Below are 18,600 nucleotides of genomic sequence, written 5' to 3'. Positions count from 1 at the left end.
CCGAGTACCACTATACGGTACCACCGAGTAGTGGTGGATGTCAGCGATCGGCAAGCACGGACCGGACTTTGCGATCCGCGAAGCGAAGGAAGATCTCCGCACACCGCGAGGTGCGCCATCGGCAGCATCTCCAGGTCGGCGGGCGCCGCCCCAAGCTGACTCCGGATCAGGCCGAACTGCCCAGCAGCTCTACGACGCTCGCGAGAAGAACGTCCAGCAGATTGACGGAATGTTCAACGTCCCCCGCTCCACGGTCTACGGACACCTCGACCGCGAGAAGACCGTGCCCCGCCGGCCGAGGAAGACCGCCGTGGCAAAGCCCTGAAAGGTACCGATGGGTTACTTGCTCCCTGGTGCCGGCCGTGATGTACCCGGACCGCTCCTGAGGTCCGTTCCGGCCCGAGCCCGTTCTGGCCAGTGGTCGGCGACCATGGGGAGAGGACCTCGGATCGGCATCCGGCTGGAGGGAGTGCTCTGGTGGCCGTCGGCGGAAGACTGCGGGTCTACCTGGGGGCGGCGCCGGGGGTGGGCAAGACCTACACCATGCTCGCCGAGGGCCGGCAGCTGCATGAAGGCGGCCTGGACGTCGTGGTCGGTTTCGTGGAGACGTACGGGCGGGTGGGGACCGAGCAGCAGCTCGGGGACCTGCCGGTGCTGCCGCGCCGCACGGTGCGGTACCGGGGCCTGGAACTCGGGGAGCTGGATCTGGACGGGATACTGGCCCGCAGGCCGGCCCTGGCCCTGGTGGACGAGCTGGCCCACACCAACGCGCCCGGCAGTCGCAACACCAAGCGCTGGCAGGACGTGCAGGAGTTGCTCGGCGCCGGGATCGACGTGGCCACCACGCTCAACATCCAGCATCTGGAGAGCCTCAACGACGTGGTGGAGCAGATCACCGGGATCGCCCAGCACGAGCAGATCCCGGACGCCGTGGTGCGCACCGCCGACCGGATCGAGCTGGTCGACCTGAGCCCGGAGGCGCTGCGGCGGCGCCTGACGCAGGGCGACGTCTACCCGCCGGACCGGATCGACACCGCGCTGAACAACTACTTCCGGGCCGGAAACCTCGGCGCGTTGCGGGAGTTGGCGCTGCTCTGGTTGGCCGACCGGGTCGAGGACGAGCTCGCCGACTACCGCGCCCGGCACGGCATCAAGGCACCGTGGGAGACGAAGGAACGGATTCTGGTCGCCCTGAACGGAGCGCCTCAGGGCGAGCACCTGATCCGTCGTGGCGCGCGCACCGCCGCGCGGGTGCACGGCGAGCTGATCGGCGTGTACGTGCGGATCGACGACGGCACGGTGCGCGCCGAGCCGCCGGAGCTGGCGGGCCAGCGGCAGCTCCTGCGGGAGCTGCACGGCAGTTACGTCGAGGTCAGCGGCACCGACATCGCCCGGGCGCTGGTCGACTTCGCCCGGGCCGAGAGCGCCACCCAGATCCTGCTGGGCCCGACCGGCCGCACCCGGCTGCGGGAGCTGGTCAGCGGCTCGGTCATCAACCGGGTGGTCCGGCTGGCCGGGCCGATCGACGTGCGGGTCCTGCCACCGCCCACGCCGGAAATGCTCACCGTTCCGCGCTCACCGGGCCGGCGGCGGCCCGCAGCCGTACCGCCGCGCAGACGGTGGGCGGGCTGGCTGCTGGGGCCGGCGGGAGCGGTGGCGCTGGCCGCGCTGCTGGCGCCGACGCGCGGCTCGCTGGGCCTGTCCGGGGTGCTGCTGTGCCTGCTGCTGGTCGTTGCGGCGACGGCCCGCCTCGGTGGTCTGGCACCTGCCGCCGGCGCCACGGTGGCGGCGGCGTTGGCGGCCGACTACTTCTTCACCCAGCCGTGGCACAGCCTGGTGGTCGAGCGCACGGCCGAGGTGGTTGTCCTGCTCGTCTTCCTGGCCGTGGCGGGGATCATCAGCCACCTGATCGACAACCTCGCCCGGCGCTCGCAGCAGGCGGCCCGCGCCCGGGCCGAGGCGCAGGCGCTCGCCCGGCTGGCCGGTGCGACGGTGCACTCGGGCGCGCTGACCCTGCCCGACCTGCTCGGGGAGTTGCGGCGCACCTTCGGGCTGGACGCGGCCGGCGTCCTGAACCCGGCGGGGGACGGCTGGCAGCCGGGGGAGTCCTCGGGCGGGCCGCTGCCCGCGCGGCCCGAGGACGCGGCGTTCGCGGCCGAGCTCGATCACGGGACGGTGCTGGTCCTGGCCGGCCCGTCCCTCAGCGAGGAGAACACCCGCCTGCTCGGTCCGTTCGTCACCCAGCTGCGCCTCGCCCGGGAGCGTGAGCTGCTGGGTCAGGAAGCGGCCGGGGCACAGGCACTGGCTCGAACCGACGCGCTGCACACCACGTTGCTGGAGGCAGTCGCGCACGACCTTCGCACGCCGCTGGCCGCGATCAAGACATCGGCGGGCGGCCTGCTGGCCCCCGACATCCGGCGGCGTCCGGAGGAGGTCGGGGCACTGGCCCAGGCCATCGACACCGAGTCGGACCGACTGTCGCGGATGGTCGCCAACCTGCTGGACCTCAGCCGCCTGCAGGCCGGGCAGCTGCCGGTGACCGTGCGGCCGGTGGTGGTTCGGGACGCGGTCGAGGCGGCGGTGACCGGTCTGCCGGGCACGGGTGTACCCGTCGTGATCGAGGTCGCCGGGGACCTTCCGGACGCCGAGGCCGATCCCGGCCTGCTGGAGCGGGCGTTGGCCAACGTCCTGACGAACGCGCAGACCTGGTCACCGCCGGGCACCCCGGTGCGAGTCGACGCCGGCCTGGTCACCGACCGGGTGGAGGTGCGGGTCGTCGACCGGGGGCCGGGCATCCCGCCGCAGGAGCGGGAGCACCTCTTCGCACCGTTCCACCGAAGTGCGGTCCTGGCCGAGCACGGACCCGCAGGTGCAGGTCTGGGGCTGGCCGTTGCCAAGGGCTTCACCGAGGCCGGAGGCGGTGAACTCACCGTCGAGGACACTCCCGGCGGTGGGACGACCTTCGTCTTCAGCCTCCGCAGGGCAGCACCGTGAGGTCAGGACGGCCGGCGTGCGCCTTCCCGGGGCCGCGAGGCACGGGCGTACCGCGCCGGCTACGAACCGGTGCGCTTCGACCGGTCAGCTGACGGGTCGTCAGTCGCCGTCGAAGTGGCCCGGGACGGAGCCCCCGCGGCAGTGGGGGCGCCCAGGGCGCGCCACACCGTGTTGTCGAGTGGACTGTCGGCGAGCCGCCGGGCGAAGGCCAGGAGCAGGGTGAGGGCGGAGCTATGAGGGCGGCTGGAGGCCATCGGCGAACGGGTGCGCAGAACTCCGGGAGCTGTCACGGTGACACCGCTTTCACGAGGCGCCGGTGGGTCCGGGCCCACATGGCAGGAGAGGCGCGACAGACGCGCAGTCGTTGACGAGAACCTGTCCAACGCTACGTCGGGTCATCCGACAGTCGCCCGTTCCTGACGCCTCGTTGACTGCCGGGAGCCGCTCTTTGACGCTGCCTTGACGTCTCCGAGGGCGTGGCTGGCGTCAGCGGGTTCGAGGCGCTCCACCGCCGCAACGTCTGGCACCTGCCGACCGGTCCCACCCCGAATCGGTGAGCGTGTGTGCGTGTACCGCTCTGATGAGCCGCACACGAAACGCCCCAGGGTGACAGGACATCAAGGATTCGTCAGGGCAGGCGGGCAGCCATTGCCGGGGCGATTCGGGTGCACTTGAATGAGCGTCATGAACCGCTCGACACGCCACCACGACCGCCCGCCACATCCGCGGGCGCTGGCTGTTGTCGCGGTCCCCGTCGCCCGGTAGCGATTCCTCCCCGGAACCAGTTCCCGGACGCACCGCGGGCGGGCCGCTATGGCCCGCCCGCGCCGCTCTTCACACGCCCCGGGCAGGGATGAACAAGCCGCCCGGTCGGCAATGCCGCCGTACACCTCTCGCACTTCCCGCACCCGGCGCGCGCATGCCGCGCTCCGCTCCCCGGGAGTGCCAGCCACCCTTGGATGGGTCATGTCCGACGCAGTTCTGTCCGCACGTACCGCTCTGGTCACTGGTGCCTCCTCCGGCATCGGCTGGGAGACCGCCCGCCTGCTCGCCGCGCACGGTGCCACCGTCATCCTGCACGCCCGCACTGCGGACGAGGGTGAGAACGCCGTGGACCGGCTGGTCGCCGCCGGTGCATCACGCGACCAACTCCGTATGGTTGCAGCGGACTTCACCCGTCTCAGCGAGGTGGCCGTGCTGGCCGCCACCGTGGTGACGGCTCACCCGACGCTGGACCTGCTGGTGAACAACGCGGCCGTGATGGCGCCCGAGCGCTGCATCCTCACCGAGGACGGCAACGAGGTCTCGCTCCAGGTCAACTTCCTGGCCGCGCACCTGCTGGCCCGGCTGCTGCGCGCCCCGCTTGTGGGGGCCGGCGGCACGGCGCGGATCGTCAACGTCTCCTCCTCGCTGCACCGCACCGCCTCGATGAACTGGAACGACCCGCACAGGGTGAAGAAGTACTCCCGGGTCGCCGCGTACGCGCAGTCGCAGCTGGCGCTGACCATGGCCGCCCGCGACATGGCCCCCGAGGGCTCCGGCATCACCTCGGTGAGTGTCAACCCCGGGCTGTGCGACACCGCGCTGCTCCCGCTCTACGGCCGGGTCGGCGCACCCGCCGCCGACGGTGCGGCGGCCGTGGTCAGGCTCTGCCTGCCCGACTTCCGCCTCACCAACGGCGAGTACTACGACGGCGGCGACATCGCCCCGACCGCCGTCGCCGTGCACGAGGAGCGCTCGCTGCGCCGGCTGGCCAAGCTCGCCGACCAACTCGTCACCCAGCTCTGACCCCGGATCAGGAGAAGCATGTCCAAGCGCGCCCGTAAGAAGAAGGCCCGTCGCAAGAAGAAGGCCAACCACGGCCGCGGCGCCTGCCGCTAGGCCCGAGACCACCCGATGCCGCGTGCCACCGGCATCGGGTGCTTGAAAAGCTGCCCCGGGGCGCTGCCCGTTTACGGCCGGAAGGCCGGCGGCGCCTCGGGGCAGTGGCATGTGCGCACCCCGATCTGTGCAGTCACGAGGCAGGCAGGGCGTTGCGTTCGCGGGAGTTCTGTTGATGTGCGGATGACGTCACGTACGGCCTTCTTCACACGTTCTTGATGCCGATATGATGGCGACGGTGTGCCGGGAAGACTGGTCGGCGGGGGGACGGGCCGCGACAGTCGCGGTGGCGCCCCTGGGAGTCTTGACCGGGGGTTGTGCAGGTGCGCGGTGTCGGAACGGTTCTGTTCCTTGTGGTGCTGGCGACGGTCGTTGCGGTCGGGGCACGCCGGTGGCGAATACCCGCACCGTCCCTGCTGGTCCTCGCGGGGCTGGCGGTGGCGCTCGTGCCAGGTACCCCGGCCGTTCGGATCGCGCCCGAGACCATCGGCCTGATCGTGCTACCGCCACTGCTGTACGCCTCGGCGGAGGAACTCTCGGTGCGCGACCTGCGCACGGTGTGGCGGCCCGTCACCGCGCTGGCCTTCGGCCTGGTGCTGACTTCGGCCGCCGCGGTGGGTGCGCTGGCCGTTGCCCTGACCCCGCTGACTCCCGCGATGGCCTTCGTGCTGGGGACGGTGCTCGCCAGCACCGACCCGGTCGCGGTCACCGCGCTGGGGCGCAGGCTCTCGCTGCCCGGCCGGGTGCAGGCGCTGGTGCAGGCAGAGAGCCTGTTCAACGACGCGACCTCGCTGGTGCTGTTCAAGGTGGCGGTCGCCGTGGCGATCGCGTCCGGAGCGGTGGGCTGGTCCGATGCGGGCGGGGAGTTCGCCCTGCTGGCCGGTGGCGGCAGCGCCGTCGGAGCGGTCGTCGCCGGCGTGGTCAAGCTGATCCGGCGGCGGACCGAGGACCCGGTGCTGGAAACGGTCATCGCACTGGTCACCCCGTACGCGGCCTATGTGCTGGCCGAGTCCGTGCACACCTCCGGTGTGACGGCGGTGGTGGTTGCCGGGGTGATGCTGGGCAACTCCGGACACCGCCTGAGCGATGCCAGGATCCGGCTCCAGGTGCATGCGGTGTACGCGGTGGTGGTGTTCCTGCTGGAGAGCGTGGTGTTCAGCCTCATCGGTCTGCAACTACCGACCCTGGTACGTGACTTGCCGAGCGATTCGGGGCAGTGGCCGTTGCAGGCGCTGGCGATCGCGGTGGCGCTGGTCGGCCTGCGGGTGCTGTGGATGCTGCCTCTGTCGGCCGTCGTCAGCCCCCGCAGCCGGCGGCCGTCCTGGCGACTTGCCTCCGTCGTGACCTGGGCGGGCACCCGGGGTGTGATGCCGCTGGCCGCCGCCCTGGCGATCCCGATCGCCGCGGAGGACGGTACCGCGCTGCCCGGGCGGCCGTTGGTGCTGGTGCTGACCACGGCCGTGGTGGTCTTCACTCTCGTCGTGCAAGGGCTGACTCTGGCGGGCGTGGTGAACCGTTCGGGGCTTGCGCTGGAGCCCGAGCACACCGAACGAGAGGAGGCCGTCACCCGGGACGGCCTCACCCGAGTGGGCCTCGATCACCTGGACCAGCTCGCCGACCTGGAGGCGCTGCCGGAGACCGTGCTCGCCCGGATGCGCCGTAGTCTCACCGCCCGACTGGACCACTCGGCCGACCAGTCCGACGGTTCGCCGGACACCGAGGCCTCCGTCTACCGGTCCCTGCGTCGGGAAGTGATCGCCGTGCAGAACGCCGAGCTGCGCCGCCGCTACGACGAGCACCGGGTCAGCTCCACCACCCGGCGGCGGCTGCAGCGGGATCTGGACCTGGAGGAGACCGGGCTCGGCGGGCCTGACAGCTGATCAGCCGAGGCCGGGGACGAACTGCAGCAGTAGGTCGATGGCTTTGATACCGAGGAACGGGACGATCAGTCCGCCGAGGCCGTAGACCCGCAGGTTGCGGCGGAGCAGGTCGGTGGCGGAGGAGGGCTGGTAGCGGACGCCGCGCAGGGCGAGCGGGATCAGCGCGACGATGACCAGGGCGTTGAAGATGATCGCGGAGGCGATGGCCGAGGTCGGGCTGTGCAGGTCCATGACGTTGAGGTGGCGCAGGCCCGGGTAGGAGCCGGCGAACATCGCGGGGATGATGGCGAAGAACTTGGCGACGTCGTTGGTGATCGAGAAGGTGGTCAACGCCCCTCGGGTGATGAGGAGTTGCTTGCCGATCCGGATGATGTCGATCAGCTTGGTGGGGTTGGAGTCCAGGTCCACCATGTTGCCGGCCTCCTTGGCGGCCGGGTGCCGGTGTTCATCGCGACGCCGACGTCGGCCTGCGCGAGGGCGGGGGCGTCGTTGGTGCCGTCGCCGGTCATCGCGACCAGGTTGCCGGCCGCCTGCTCCTTCCGCAGGTAGGCGAGTTTGTCCTCGGGGTGGCTTCGGCCAGGACGTCGTCCACGCCGGCCTCGGCGGCGATGGCGCGGGCGGTGAGCGGGTTGTCGCCGGTGACCATGACGGTGCGGATGCCCATCCGGCGGAGTTCGGCGAAGCGCTCGGCGATGCCCTCCTTGACCACGTCCTTGAGTTCGACGACGCCGAGCGCCCTGGCACCGTAGGCGTCCTCCACGGAGACCAGCAGGGGGGTACCGCCCGCCGCCGCGATCCGGTCCACCACGCCCTTGGCCTCGGCCGGGAGCCGTCCGCCGGAGCGCACCACCCACTGCGCGACGGCACTGGCCGCGCCCTTGCGGATTCGGCAGAGGGTGCCGCTGGGGAGTTCCAGATCCACCCCGCTCATCCGGCTCTGGGCGCTGAACGGGACGAAGTACTGTTCGCCCAGCTCGCCGGCAGGCCGGGGCGGCACCCAGTACTGACGGTTGGTCAGCTCGACGATCGAGCGGCCCTCGGGGGTCTCGTCCGCGAGCGAGGAGAGCTGGGCCGCCTCGGCGAGCTGGGCGAGGGAGGCGCCGGGGAAGGGGTGCAGGGCGACCGCACGGCGGTTTCCGTAGGTGATGGTGCCGGTCTTGTCGAGCAGCAGCACGTCCACATCGCCGGCGGCCTCGACCGCGCGGCCGGAGACTGCGACCACGTTGCGCTGGACCAGGCGGCCCATGCCCGCGATGCCGATCGCCGAGAGCAGCGCACCGATGGTGGTCGGGATCAGCGCGACCAGCAGCACGATCATCGACTGCGGGGCACCCGCGTAGGTCGCCATCGGCTGGAGAGTGACCACCGCGATCACGAACACGATGGTGAGCGAGGCCAGCAGGATGTTGAGGGCGATCTCGTTCGGCGTCTTCTGCCGGTTCGCACCCTCGACCAGGGCGATCATCCGGTCGATGAAGCTCTGCCCCGGCCGGGCGGTGATCCGGACCACCAGCCAGTCGGAGAGCACCTTGGTCCCGCCGGTCACGCCGGTCCGGTCGCCGCCGGACTCCCGGATCACGGGGGCGGACTCACCGGTGATCGCCGATTCGTCCACGGCGGCGACGCCGTCCACCACCTCGCCGTCGCCGGGGATCACCTCACCGGCCCGCACCAGCACGATGTCGTGCAGGAGCAGGTGCTCGGCCGGGATCTCCTCGTGCCGATGGTCCGGGATGCCGACCCGCCAGTGCAGCAGACGCCGGGCGGTGGTGCCGGCCTGGGCCTGCCGGAGGGAGTCGGCATGGGCCTTGCCCCGGCTCTCCGCGACGGCCTCGGCGAGGTTGGCGAAGACCACGGTCAGCCAGAGCCAGAAGCTGATTACCCAGGCGAACACACTCGGGTGGATCACCGCGGTCAGAATGGTCAGGGTGGAGCCGACCTCCACCACCATCATGACGGGGTTCTTCGCCATGATGCGGGGGTGCAGCTTGCGCAGCGCGGCGGGCAGTGCGGCGCGGAGCTGCCGGGCGTCGATCAACTGGCGGGGTGCGCGGGGCGGTTACGTCGGGCGGTTGCTGGGCGGGGTGGCCGCCGATCGTCGATCGGGGCGGCGGAACAAGTCCTGGTTTCGGCTCGCGGGGTCCGGCCGAGGGGAGTCCGTTCTGGCCGCCGCCCAGCTGGGGGGAGTCCGGCCCGCCGAGGCCGGTGGAGTTCCGGGGTCTTGTGTACAGGCCGAACGGTGCATCAGTTCCGGTACCTTCCAGGATGGTCCGTGGCGGACGGCAGGGCGGGGGAGCGGCCCAGCGAAGCACTGCCCGGCTGGTCGGCCGGCCCGTTTTGACATCGTCTTGGCGGCCGAGGGGCCGACCTTGACAGAACACTGACGCTGCCCGGCCCGGATATCTGACGAAGAGTCAGGAGCCGGGCCGGGCCGGGCCGGTCCAGTACACGACCTCGTTCCGGACCGGCCGGAAGCCTGCGGCTGCGGCCAGGGCGCGGCTGGCGAGATTGGTCTGGGAGGCGGCCCAGGTGGGCGTCAGGCCGTTGGCCCGAGCCGCGGCGGTGGCGGCGGTCACACAGGCGAGGGCGAGATCGAGGCGCCGGAACGCCGGGTCCGTCGCCACCGCGACATCGAGGTGCTCGCGGCCGACCAGGTACCCGCAGGCGACCGTAGCCAGAAAGGGGCCGACGAAGGCGCCCCACGCGAATCCGCCACCGGTCAGCGCCTGGTGCCCGCCCCAGGTCTGCGAGATCCAGTGCGGCTCGGTCGGACGCTGCCCGAGTGGGGTGCAGCGGATTGCGAAACGGTCGAAGCGGGCCGTGTCCGAGGGCTGCAACGGGCGGGCCCAGTCCGCGATGTACGGCGACACCGGTCGTGGCGGCGCCTGCTGTACATAGACGGTGCGCACCCACGGCGTGACACTGGTGAAAACGCGCCCGAGGAGGGGGAGGAAGCGGTCCGGGGCGGTGAACTGGCCACGTCCGAAGGGAGCCAGCGCTGCCGGGCGGCCCCGCCTCGGTCGGGACGAATGCCACCGTGGTGCGTTTGAACGCCGGCAGCGCCGCGCTCACCCGCAGGTCCGGGAAGACGACCCGGGAGGTGCACTCGCCGCTCTCCTGCCGGTCGAACACCAGCTCCGCGGGCACACCCTGACGCAGGCGGATGACATCCGGCCGATAGCCGCCACGCACCGTCACGTCCACCCGCTGAACCCGGCCCTCCAACCGCGCGGCCAAGGCCCGGCGCGGCCCGAAGAAGAACCAGCCCAGACCTGCGATCAAGACGGCGGCGACCATGACCACCACCACGTGGGCGACACCCATGGCGCACCACCTCAGGCCCGGTTCCAGTCCTTCCACTGTGCTCTCGCGAGCCTCGCCCGGGTAGGGGCCCGCCGGCCCGGTGGCATGGGACCGGACGGCCCATGCCGGCCACCGGCCGGAGCGGGAGCATGAAGGTGAGAACAGGAGCATCAGCCCCGGTTCGCCAAGAACGAGGACAGGTGAACGTGATGATGTACTGGGACAGTCACGGCATGAGCGGGTGGGGATGGTTCGGGATGAGCCTGAGCATGCTGCTGTTCACGGCGCTGCTCGTCGTCGGTGGTGTCCTGCTCTTCCGCGCGCTGAGCCGCTCGGACACCCACCCCACGGCGCCGCCCGCCGCGCCCGGACCCACGCCCGAGCAGCTGCTCGGGGAGCGGTTCGCCCGCGGCGAGATCGACGACCAGGAGTACCGCAAGCGCCTCAGCGCGCTGCGCGACGCTGCCAGATCATGAGTTCTGCGCGCCGAGCACCAGCGCGCGGCTCGCGCCCCCTGGGAGCCTGCCATGAGAAGCAACAAGAACTACGGCCGGTACGCCATTGCGATCGCCATCGCCGTCGTCGGTGCTCCAGCCCTCGGCGTGCCGGTGGGCACCATCGCGCTGCTCGGCATCGTCGCCGTCTGCCCGCTGATGATGTTCTTCATGATGCGCGGCATGCACGGCGGAGGCGACGACCACCGCCAGGACACCGACCAACTGCACAAGAACAACGACCGGCACCACCGGACGGGCGGCCGGTAGCTCGGCCCGCACATGCCGAATGAGGTGAGAGCAGCATGGGTGCCGTCCTCGCGATCACGTTCGCCGCACTGATCCCTCGCAGCGGGGTCTACGACTCGGCGCGCCTGGTCAGCCCGGACGAGCCCCGCCGGCCACCACTGGCGAGGCTGCGCGTCCGACGCGCCGCGCTGGTGGCCGCCGAGCAATGGTGCACCGGGCTACTCGTGTACGTCTACGTACGCCTCGCCGACAGCGAAGAACGCGAGGTCGCTGCTGAGTTCGGCCCCGCCTGGGACGCCTACGCGGCCCACACACCGGCGTTCTGGCCCTGCCTGTACCGCCGCAGCGGTCCGCCCGGCCCTGCTCCCTCGGCCGGTCCGCCCCTCGCGGACGGTGTTGGCCTGGGGGAGCCTTGGAGTATCCGAGAACGTGCCGGACCGTGACGGCTCTCAGCGCGGGCCGACAGCGCGTGTACCGATCTGCAGCATGGTGCTCAGGAGGTGATCGTCGTGGACGCTCCGCTTCCGGCGCCGGTCCGGGTGGAGGCCTGGTTGGACCTGCCGCCCTCGCGGTGGCTCTGGCTGAGGGACTCTCGCGGGATGGTGCTGGTGAACTGGTGGTTACCGGCGCTGCCGCAGTATGTCGTGGTCGGGTTCTTTCTGGGCGGCTTCCGCGAGGGCGGTGGGCTGATCGGACTCCTTGCGCTGTACGCCGGTATGGCGCTCGCCACCACCGCCCGCTACCCGGCCGGGCGAGCAGAGCGGGGTGAGCGGTGACGCGGGCCGCCACCCACCGTGCGGGGCTGACCGAGGAGCAGGCCGCCCGGCTGTTGGCCGAGCACGGGCCCAACGAGGTTGGCGCGCCGTCGGCCCCGCCGCTGTGGTCCCGGGTCGCCGCTCAGCTGCGCGACCCGCTGATCCTGGTCCTGCTCGCCGCGGTCGCGCTCACCCTGGCGACCGGTGACCACGCCGATGCGGTCGTGATCGGGTTGGTCATCCTCGTGAACACCACCGTCGGGGTCACTCAGGAGATCCGGGCGGCCAACGCGGTGGCCGCTCTGTCGGCGCTCTCCGCCCCCTCTGCGCGGGTGCTGCGCGGCGGAGAAGAGCGGGAGGTGGCCGCCGCCGGTGTGGTGCCGGGTGACGTCCTGCTGCTCGCCGAGGGGGACATCGTCCCCGCTGACGCCGAACTGGCCGAGGCTGCCGCGCTGTTGGTGGACGAGTCGATGTTGACGGGCGAGTCCGTCCCGGTGGAGAAGGACGTGCATGGCGAGGCCGGACTCAGCGCGGGTACGACGGTGCTGCGCGGCCGGGCGATCGCCACCGTCACGGCCACCGGTGCGGACAGTGCACTCGGCCGGATCGCCATCTCGCTGCGGCCACGCCCTCAGCCCACGCCGTTGCAGCGTCGGCTGGCCGGGCTCGGCCGGGTGCTGGCCCTGGTCACCGTCGGGCTGTGCCTGGTGGTCTTCGTGCTGGGGCTGGTGCGCGGCCAGGCGCCCGAGGCGATGGCCGTCACCGCGATCAGCCTCGCCGTGGCAGCCGTACCCGAGTCGCTGCCCGCCGTGGTGACGCTCGCGCTGGCACTCGGCGCCCACCGGATGGCCCTGCGGCACGCCGTCGTCCGCAGGCTCTCGGCCGTGGAGACGCTGGGCTCGGTCACCGTGCTCGCGACCGACAAGACCGGCACGCTCACCGAGGGCCGGATGGTGGTCGAGCGGCTGTGGGCTCCCGAGTGGAAGGCCACGCTCACCGGTTCGGGCTACCAGCCGGTGGGTGAGGTGCTGGCCGAGGGCGCCGAGGCGCTGCTCGCTGCCCGTGCTCTGCTACGGGTGACCGCACTGTGCAACGACGCGGCGCTGCGGCCGCCGGAGACGGGCGACGGGCAGTGGACCGCCCTCGGCGACCCGACCGAGGCGGCACTGCTCGTGGCCGCGGCGAAGGCCGGTTGCGACCTCGACAGCCTGGCCGAGGCGTATCCCCGGGTCGACGAGCTGCCCTTCGACAGCGTTCGCAAGCGGATGGCCACCGTGCATCACACCCCCTCCGGGCAGCGGGAGATCTGCCTCAAGGGAGCCCCCGAGGCCGTACTCGATCCGGCCGTGCTCGACGCGGGGCCCGCCCTGCTGGACGAGGCCCGGCAGGCGGCCGCCCGGCTGGCCGCCGGGGGCTACCGCGTGCTGGCAGTCGCGTCGGGACTGCGGGACGAGGTCGCCGGTCCGGTGGAGTCGGGGCTGCGGCTGCTCGGGCTGGCCGCACTCAGCGATCCGCCCAAGCCGGCGGCTGCCGCGACCATCGCGGCCTGCCACCGGGCCGGTATCACGCCGGTAATGATCACCGGGGACCACCCGGCCACCGCTCAGGCGATCGCCGACCGGATCGGGCTGCTGGAGGACGGGGAGGGTGGTGGCCGGGCGAAGACCGAGGTGGTCACGGGTCGGGAGCTTGCGGCCGGGGCCGTGCCGGACTTGGCGCGGGTGCGGGTCTTCGCGCGCACCGATCCGCAGGCGAAGCTCGACCTCGTCGAGGCCTGGCGCGCGGGCGGGGCGGTCACCGCGATGACCGGCGACGGCGTCAACGACGGCCCGGCGCTGCAGCGGGCGGACATCGGGGTGGCGATGGGACGGCGCGGTACCGAGGTGGCTCGACAGGCCGCTGATCTGGTTCTGGCGGACGACGAACTCGCCACCGTGGTGGCGGCGGTGGAGGAGGGCCGCCGGGTCTACGACAACATCCGGCGCTTCTTGCTCTATGCGCTCTCCGGCGGCGCGGCGGAGATCCTGGTCATGCTGCTGGGCCCGTTCATGGGGCTCGCGGTGCCGCTGCGGGCGGGCCAGATCCTGTGGATCAACCTGCTCACCCATGGGCTGACCGGTGTCGCCGTCGGTGCGGAACCGGTCTCCGCCCGGGCCATGCGGCGGCCGCCCCGGCCGCCGGACGAGCATGTGCTGGGGGCCGGACTGTGGCAGCGAGTGCTGCGACTGGGCGTGGTGGTCACGGTGGTCGCCCTGGGCGCCGGTCTGTGGGCCGAGGGAGCCGGACACCCGTGGCAGAGCGTGCTCTTCCTGGCCCTGCTCGCGGCGCAGCTCGGTGTGGTGCTGGGCCTGCGGGAGCGGCTGTTCACCAGGGCCAACCTGTTCCTCCCGCTGGCCGTCCTCGCGTCGGCGGGGCTTGGCGTCGCGGCGCTGTATGTGCCGTTCCTCCGGGGCGTGCTCGAGACCGAGCCGCTGTCCTTGGCCGACGGCGGAGTGGCGGCAGCCGCCGCGCTGGTGGCCTTCGCGGCAGCTCGGGTTGGTGGTCGGCCCGGTCGCCGGTTGAGGGAACGGGTCGGCCACGGCCCTACTCGGCGATCAGGAGCAGGGTAGTTGTATCTTGCACGCAATTACGGTCCCGGCGCCGCCGATGAGCGCCTCGCTGCCGGCCGATGGAGGTGCCGGGCGTGGATAGAGGTCGGAGGAGTCGGTGAGGCGGGTGGCGAGGTCGCGGTGACGTTCCCGGTGCCCATGGCGATCTGGTTGCGGCACATGACGTCGCGGAACTTGTCGTTCCGCTCGAACCAGTCGGTCGGAAAGTCGCCGACCTGGTAGGTGCCGTTGCCCAGGGCCCAGGGTTCGGCGATCCAATCGGTACCGGTGCCACCGGAGTTGGGGTGCGCGGGCTTCAGGGCGGTGATCCGGTCAGGGTGTGCGGCGCCCGTGCTCGGCGGCGACCCTGCGGGCGTGGGCGATGATCTCGGCGGCCGCGTGCTCGCTGACGCCCAGCGCGTGAACGAGGCGGTGGGCGGTCCAGCCATGGCGGGCGAGCAGCACGGCCAGCGGGTGATGGACGGGTTCCTCCGAAATGGGCCGGACGAGGACGGGCGGAGCGGGCACGGCCGGCACCGGGAAGGCGCCCGCATGGCGGCGGACCAGGGCCCGGCGCAGCTCGTCCGCGCCCCAGACCACGAACGGGAACGGTGCCACGATCGCGAGCTGCGCCGGGGTGAGTGCCGCGGTGCCGAACACCTCGTGCAGGGCGGGGAGGTAGACGATCGCGGCGGCGAAAGCCAGCGAGAAGGCGATGCCGCCGAGCAGCTGCGGGTTGCTGAGGACACCGACCGATCGGAGCGAGGCGTGCTCAGTGCGGGCCGCGAAGGCGGTGCCGATCTGGCAGGCGACGATGCCGAGCCAGACGACCGTGGTGGCCCGCTGGTAGGTCAGATGCAGTGGGGTGCCCACGCCGGTGGGATCGCCGGGGTGCCAGCCGCCCGAGGTGAGAGTGAGGAAGTAGCCGCCCATGACCAGGGCGGCCGAGATCAGGCCGAGGAAGCCCCAGGAACGGGCGAGCATGGCCCCTCTGATCACCCGCTCGTTGCGGGGGCGCGGCGGACGGTCCATCAGCCCGGGTTCAGCCTTCTCGCGGCCGAGGGCAAGAGCCGGCAGGGTGTCGGTGCCGAGGTCGATGGCGAGGATCTGCATCACCGTAAGCGGGAGTGGGATCGCGCCGCCGGCGAGCGCGAAGACCAGGAAGGGGACGACCTCGGGGACGGCGTGGGTGAAGATGTAGACGATGAACTTCTGGATGTTGTCGTAGGTCCGGCGCCCGGCCTCCACCGCGGCCACGATGGTGGCGAAGTTGTCGTCGGTGAGCACCATCGTCGCCGCTTCGCGGGCGACGTCGGTCCCGGAGCGGCCCATCGCCACGCCGATGTCGGCGCGCCGCAGGGCGGGGGCGTCGTTGACGCCGTCCCCGGTCATCGCGACGGTGTGGCCCTCGGAACGCAGAGCCTCGGCGATCCTCAGTTTGGCCTCGGGCGAGGTACGGGCGAAGATCACCTCCTCACCGCGAGCCAGCAGCGCGTCCAGCCGGTCGTCGCCCATCGCGTCCAGCTCTGTGCCGGTGACGATCCGCATGCCGCGGTGGCCGATGCCGACCTGGTCGGCGACGGCGGCAGCGGTCAGCCCGTTGTCGCCGGTGACCACGTGCACGGTGATGCCTGCCCGGTGCGCCTGTTCGATGGATCGGGCTATCTCCGGCCGGGGCGGGTCAGCCATGGCGACCAGGCCGATCAGGCACAGCGCCCGCTCGGCCTCCTCTCTGCGGGCGGGCGGCGGCTGCCCGGACGCCAGCGGCCGTCGGGCCACCGCGAGCACGCGCAGTCCACGCGCCGCCAGGCGGCCGATGGCATGCACGACCTCGGTGCGGTCGGCGGCAGTGAGGGGGTGCTCGGTGCCGTGGTCCAGCAGGCCGGTGGCGTGAGTGAGAACCTCCTCCGGGGCGCCCTTGGTGTGCAGGACGATCCGGTCGCCCCGGGTGTCGGCGGTGGTCATCAGCTTGATGTGCGGATCGAAACGGAACACCGCCTGGCGCTCGAGGTCGCGTTCTCCGGGCGGCCGGGGCGTGCCGAGGCGGTCGGCGAGGTCGAGCAGGGCGAGTTCGGTCGGGTCGCCGTGGCCGGCCGCCGGGTCGGCCGTGGTGCAGGCGGCTGCCGCGTCGGCGAGCAGGCACAGGTCGGCTGAGGCCTCCGGCACCTCGTCGACGGAGAGCTCACCGCCGGGGATCCACACCGCGGTGACGCGCATCCGGTTCTCGGTCAAGGTTCCGGTCTTGTCGGTGCAGATCACGGTGGTCGAGCCCAGCGTCTCCACTGCGGAGAGCCGCTTGACCACGGCGCCTCGGCGGGCGAGGTCGCGAACCCCCGAGGCGAGGGCGAGGGTGATGGTCGGCAGCAGGCCCTCGGGCACGTTGGCGACCAGCAGGCCGATCGCGAAGGTGACAGCTGCTGCCAGGGACAGCCCGGCTGCCAGGCCCATCGGCAGGAACGCCAGGCCGACACCGACCGCGATCAGCGCGATCAGCCGGGCGGCTCGCTTGACCTGGTGCTCCAGCGGGCTCTCCTCGCGGCGGGTGCGCTGGCTCAGGGCGGCGATCCGGCCCAGCTCGGTGTGCATACCGGTGGCGGTGACCACGGCCAGGGCCTGGCCGCCGGTACAGGCGGCGCCGGAGAACAGCAGGTCGCGGGCGCCCAGCAGCGGGCCGGATCCGTCCACGAACTCGGAGGAGCGAAACACCGGGACCGACTCGCCGGTCAGCGCGGACAGGTCGACCTCCACGCCTCCGGACAGCAGCCGGGCGTCGGCGGAGACCTGATCGCCCTCCTCGATCACCAGGACGTCACCGGGCACCAGCGCGGCCGCCTCTACCTCACGACGGCGGCCCGCCCGCACCACCGTGGCCTGCTCGGGCAGGAAGCCGGCGAGCGCCTCCACGGCCTGCTCGGCCTGACGCTCCTGGACGAAGGCAAGCAGCGCGTTGAGAACGATCACCGCCAGGATCGCCACTGCGAGCGCGGGCGCGCCGCTGACGCCGGCAAGGATGGCCGCGAACGCCAGCAGCAGCGCTAGCGGGTGGGTGAACTGCTGCGCCAGCTCCCGGGGCCAGAGCCGACCGCCGCGCCGGGTGAGGGCGTTGGGCCCGTACACCGCCTGGCGACGGGCCGCTTCGCGTTCGGTCAGACCCTGTGGGGAGGTCCGCAGATCGCGGAAGAGCAGGGTGAGCGGCTCGCGCGGGTCCGGGATCCCGGTGTCACCAGGCTCCGCGGTCTGGTGGATACGGCCCGCCTCGTCGGTGGGCATGGTCAGGACGGGACCGTGATGACCGGGCAGTGGGCGCGGTGCAGCAGCCCGTGCGGTACTGAGCCGAGTCGCATTCCAGCGAATCCGCCGCGGCCGCGGCGCCCCACCACGACGGCGAGGGCGTGTTCGGAGGCCTTGGCCAGTTCCTCGACCGGGTGGCCTCGGATCACCTCGTGGGTGAGGTGCACGTCGGGGAAGGCAGCGGTCCGCCCAGCCGTGGTCTCGGCCAGCTGCCGCCGCAGCGTCTGGACGGCCCCGTGCTCGTCGAGGTGGGCGATCAGCTGTGACTGCCACACCCACACGGCACGCAGCGCGGCGCCCCGGCGGGCCGCGAAGTCGAACGCGACGTCGACGGCTGCCGCCGACGACTCGCTGCCGTCGACGCCGACCACCACGTAGGACGGTTCCTGGGTGACGTGCTCGGGCTCGCCCACCACGACCACCGGGCAGTGCGCCTGGGCGCTCACCGGAACGGCCACCGAGGAGGCGCTCAGCAGCTCCTCGAAGCGGCTCATCCGACGCGAGCCGAGCACCACGAGTTCGGCGTGCCGCGACTCCCGGCACAGCACCTGGGCCGGGTTGCCGACGGCGAGGGCCGTGGCCGGTTCCAGCTGCGGGTGCCGCTCGCGGGCGAGCACGGAGGCCTTGTCGAGCGCCTCGTCGCCGAGCGCGCTCAGCGCCTTGTGGTGGCGGTCCTCCTCGTAGCCCCGGATGTCGTGGGTCACCGGTGGTACGGCGTGGATCAGCCGGAGCGGCCGCCCGCGCCGAGCGGCCTCGTCGGCGGCCCAGGTCACGGCCATCGGCCCGGGGGTGAGGGCGTCGACGCCGAACACGATGGGGCGGCGTTCGCTGGTGGCTGTCATGGCTCCTCCACCGGTGTGCGGGGCGGCGACCGTCGGTCGGGCGCTTTGCCCCTATCGGCACCGTAGGACCTGCCGGCGCCGGCCGCGAGGGCCGGAAGGCCCACGGCGGCAGGCCGATCAGTGCCCGGAGAGATGCGGGCGAGTGGCCCCCGAATCAGGGCTTCGCGCCGCTCGGCCCGCACGTGGTCTGCGATGCACCGTGGAAGCAGCTCGCACCAGGGGGCGATGCAGCCACGCGGAGGTGAGCGCGACGATCATCTCGGAAGCCGCAGAGTTCCATCAAAGGAGACCAGGTGTGGGTGCGCCGTGAATCGTCGTACGGT

12 protein-coding genes and 2 pseudogenes are annotated in these 18,600 nt (G+C 72.1%); 9 read left to right on the top strand and 5 right to left on the bottom strand.

Annotated elements, in window-relative coordinates; genetic code table 11:
• Positions 1–477: 477 nt before the first annotated feature.
• The 4 genes from ACXJMZ_RS16415 to ACXJMZ_RS16400 all read left to right on the top strand — a co-directional run bounded on the left by ACXJMZ_RS16415 (position 478) and on the right by ACXJMZ_RS16400 (position 6,755).
• A complete protein-coding gene (locus ACXJMZ_RS16415) occupies positions 478–2,994 on the top strand; it encodes an ATP-binding protein (RefSeq protein WP_457030780.1) in 2,517 nt (838 codons plus the stop codon).
• A 966-nt stretch (positions 2,995–3,960) separates the two neighbouring features.
• Positions 3,961–4,782 carry an SDR family NAD(P)-dependent oxidoreductase gene (locus ACXJMZ_RS16410; protein ID WP_457030779.1) on the top strand — a complete coding sequence of 274 codons (822 nt, stop codon included), beginning with the start codon at positions 3,961–3,963 and terminating at the stop codon, positions 4,780–4,782.
• Positions 4,783–4,800: 18 nt separating this feature from the next.
• Positions 4,801–4,875, top strand: coding sequence for a 50S ribosomal protein bL37 (locus tag ACXJMZ_RS16405; RefSeq protein WP_380150481.1), 75 nt, complete (start codon positions 4,801–4,803; stop codon positions 4,873–4,875).
• Between the two features lie 323 nt (positions 4,876–5,198).
• Positions 5,199–6,755: a Na+/H+ antiporter gene (locus tag ACXJMZ_RS16400; protein ID WP_457030778.1), complete on the top strand. Its 1,557-nt coding sequence runs from the start codon at positions 5,199–5,201 to the stop codon at positions 6,753–6,755.
• On the opposite strand, the pseudogene kdpB reads toward ACXJMZ_RS16400, so the two are convergent.
• From kdpB to ACXJMZ_RS16385, 3 genes and pseudogenes are all read right to left on the bottom strand, one after another.
• A pseudogene (gene kdpB / locus ACXJMZ_RS16395) lies at positions 6,756–8,793 on the bottom strand (potassium-transporting ATPase subunit KdpB). It lies immediately after the preceding gene.
• Positions 8,794–9,169: 376 nt separating this feature from the next.
• Positions 9,170–9,664, bottom strand: coding sequence for a GNAT family N-acetyltransferase (locus ACXJMZ_RS16390; protein WP_457030777.1), 495 nt, complete (start codon positions 9,662–9,664; stop codon positions 9,170–9,172).
• 112 nt (positions 9,665–9,776) lie between these two features.
• Positions 9,777–10,052, bottom strand: a pseudogene (locus ACXJMZ_RS16385) (cupredoxin domain-containing protein); the annotation flags it as partial.
• Positions 10,053–10,291: 239 nt separating this feature from the next.
• On the opposite strand from ACXJMZ_RS16385, the gene ACXJMZ_RS16380 reads away from it, so the two are divergent.
• Genes ACXJMZ_RS16380 through ACXJMZ_RS16360 form a run of 5 tightly spaced genes read left to right on the top strand, consistent with a single transcriptional unit; the run spans position 10,292 to position 14,165 of the window.
• The gene (locus ACXJMZ_RS16380; protein WP_457030776.1) at positions 10,292–10,534 is read left to right on the top strand and encodes an SHOCT domain-containing protein; all 243 of its coding nucleotides are present in this window, start codon (positions 10,292–10,294) and stop codon (positions 10,532–10,534) included.
• A 51-nt stretch (positions 10,535–10,585) separates the two neighbouring features.
• A complete protein-coding gene (locus tag ACXJMZ_RS16375) occupies positions 10,586–10,822 on the top strand; it encodes a DUF2933 domain-containing protein (RefSeq protein WP_457030775.1) in 237 nt (78 codons plus the stop codon).
• A 35-nt stretch (positions 10,823–10,857) separates the two neighbouring features.
• A complete protein-coding gene (locus ACXJMZ_RS16370) occupies positions 10,858–11,244 on the top strand; it encodes a hypothetical protein (RefSeq protein ID WP_457030774.1) in 387 nt (128 codons plus the stop codon).
• A gap of 57 nt (positions 11,245–11,301) precedes the next feature.
• Complete coding sequence (locus ACXJMZ_RS16365; protein ID WP_457030773.1) at positions 11,302–11,577, top strand: hypothetical protein; 276 nt, start codon at positions 11,302–11,304, stop codon at positions 11,575–11,577.
• Positions 11,574–14,165, top strand: a complete 2,592-nt coding sequence (locus ACXJMZ_RS16360; RefSeq protein ID WP_457030772.1) for a cation-translocating P-type ATPase — start codon at positions 11,574–11,576, stop codon at positions 14,163–14,165. The genes ACXJMZ_RS16365 and ACXJMZ_RS16360 overlap by 4 nt, the downstream gene beginning before the upstream one ends.
• A 312-nt stretch (positions 14,166–14,477) precedes the next feature.
• Here ACXJMZ_RS16360 and ACXJMZ_RS16355 read toward each other — a convergent pair whose 3' ends face one another.
• The gene (locus ACXJMZ_RS16355) at positions 14,478–17,414 is read right to left on the bottom strand and encodes a cation-translocating P-type ATPase (protein ID WP_457030771.1); all 2,937 of its coding nucleotides are present in this window, start codon (positions 17,412–17,414) and stop codon (positions 14,478–14,480) included.
• A gap of 2 nt (positions 17,415–17,416) precedes the next feature.
• Positions 17,417–18,277 carry a universal stress protein gene (locus ACXJMZ_RS16350; protein ID WP_457030770.1) on the bottom strand — a complete coding sequence of 287 codons (861 nt, stop codon included), beginning with the start codon at positions 18,275–18,277 and terminating at the stop codon, positions 17,417–17,419.
• Positions 18,278–18,600: the final 323 nt, after the last annotated feature.

The organism is Kitasatospora sp. P5_F3, from assembly GCF_054049135.1.
Note: the sequence above shows the minus strand (reverse complement) of the source record. Positions and strands in the feature narration are given on the sequence as shown.

Bases quoted from the DNA above. Each gene is read 5' to 3' on its own strand.
- ACXJMZ_RS16410 (WP_457030779.1), top strand. From the start codon at position 3,961: ATGTCCGACGCAGTTCTGTCCGCACGTACCGCTCTGGTCACTGGTGCC.
- ACXJMZ_RS16380 (WP_457030776.1), top strand. From the start codon at position 10,292: ATGAGCGGGTGGGGATGGTTCGGGATGAGCCTGAGCATGCTGCTGTTC.
- ACXJMZ_RS16375 (WP_457030775.1), top strand. From the start codon at position 10,586: ATGAGAAGCAACAAGAACTACGGCCGGTACGCCATTGCGATCGCCATC.
- ACXJMZ_RS16370 (WP_457030774.1), top strand. From the start codon at position 10,858: ATGGGTGCCGTCCTCGCGATCACGTTCGCCGCACTGATCCCTCGCAGC.
- ACXJMZ_RS16355 (WP_457030771.1), bottom strand. From the start codon at position 17,414: ATGCCCACCGACGAGGCGGGCCGTATCCACCAGACCGCGGAGCCTGGT.
- ACXJMZ_RS16350 (WP_457030770.1), bottom strand. From the start codon at position 18,277: ATGACAGCCACCAGCGAACGCCGCCCCATCGTGTTCGGCGTCGACGCC.